The 321-nt window shown below is 60.1% G+C and carries 1 protein-coding gene; it reads right to left on the reverse strand.

What is annotated here, in order from left to right; genetic code table 11:
- The coding region (locus BST12_RS29800; RefSeq protein WP_425437442.1) for a methyltransferase family protein at positions 1-321 on the reverse strand (321 nt) is incomplete at both ends.

Below are 321 nucleotides of genomic sequence, written 5' to 3' on the forward strand. Positions count from 1 at the left end.
ACAACATCGACACCTCGCGGCGGTAATCGCGGTATTGGTCGCCCAGCGCCGCGAGTAGGTCGCGCTCTTCGAACTGCAACGCGACCAAGATGTAGCCCGTCGCGCCGATCGCGAAAAGCAAGTGCCCCGCCGTCATCATGGGCGTCGCCCAGAACGCGACGACGAATCCGAGCATGATCGGGTGGCGTACCCACCGGTAGAGCAGATGAGCCTGAAAACCGATCTCGGTGTACGGCTTTCCGCGCCAAGCCAAATGCACCTGCCGTAGGCCGAACAATTCGAAATGATTGATCATGAAAGTCGACGTCAACACCGTGGCCC

Origin of the sequence: Mycobacterium angelicum, from assembly GCF_002086155.1 — a bacterium.
In the GTDB taxonomy this organism is placed as follows: Bacteria; Actinomycetota; Actinomycetes; order Mycobacteriales; family Mycobacteriaceae; genus Mycobacterium; species Mycobacterium angelicum.